Raw genomic sequence first — 775 nt, forward strand, 5'->3', positions numbered from 1 at the left:
GGCGGTCCTGCGCGTTGCAGAGCCGCGCCATCCGCCGCAGGTCCTGCTCCGACAGCCGCAGCGCCGCCTCGGCCCAGACCTCGACCACCTCGCGCAGCTCCTGCAGCGTCACCGGATCCACCTTGCGGCGGGCGCGGTACATCGCCTGATGCGCGTTGTGCCAGCGGTCGCTGCGGTCGAGATGCGCCAGCAGCGCCGCCTCGCCCTCGCCATCCTCCGCCAGGACGTCGACCAGGCCCATCGCCTGCATCTCCTCGGCGGTATGCACCTTGCCCGAGAGGATGAGCCTTTCCGCCGCGGCGCGGCCGATCCGGCGGGACAGGAAGCTGTAGGCGCCCATGCCGGGGAAGAGGTTGAACAGCACTTCCGGCAGGCCGAACTTCGCGCTGCGCTCGGCGACGATCAGGTCGTGGGCGAGGGCGCATTCGAAGCCGCCGCCCAGCGCGTCGCCCTGCACCAGCGCCACGGTGATCATCGGCAGGTCGAGCGCGGTGTGGTTGCGGTGGATCGCCTCCACCGCGGCATGGCCGTAGCGCACCAGGGCGTCCCGGTCGCCGGCGGCAATCAGGTCGCGGAACAGGCCGAGGTCGCCGCCCAGGTTGAAGATGCCGGGGATGGCCGAGCCGCAGACGAACCAGCGCGGCGCCGGCAGCGGCGAACTGGCGGCGAAGAGCTCCGGGATCGCCGCATGCATCGAGGCGATGTCGCGCAGCAATTCGCGGCTGAAGCAGGGCCGGCCGGTGGGCCGCAGGCGGCACCAGTAGATGCCGCGATC

Annotated in this window: 1 protein-coding gene; it reads right to left on the reverse strand. The window is 72.0% G+C overall.

Annotated features, from left to right (window positions below; translation table 11 throughout):
• The coding region (locus E2C06_RS36760; protein ID WP_133293424.1) for a crotonase/enoyl-CoA hydratase family protein at window positions 1-775 on the reverse strand (775 nt) is incomplete at both ends.

Source organism: Dankookia rubra (assembly GCF_004355005.1).
Classification (GTDB): domain Bacteria; phylum Pseudomonadota; class Alphaproteobacteria; order Acetobacterales; family Acetobacteraceae; genus Paracraurococcus; species Paracraurococcus ruber_A.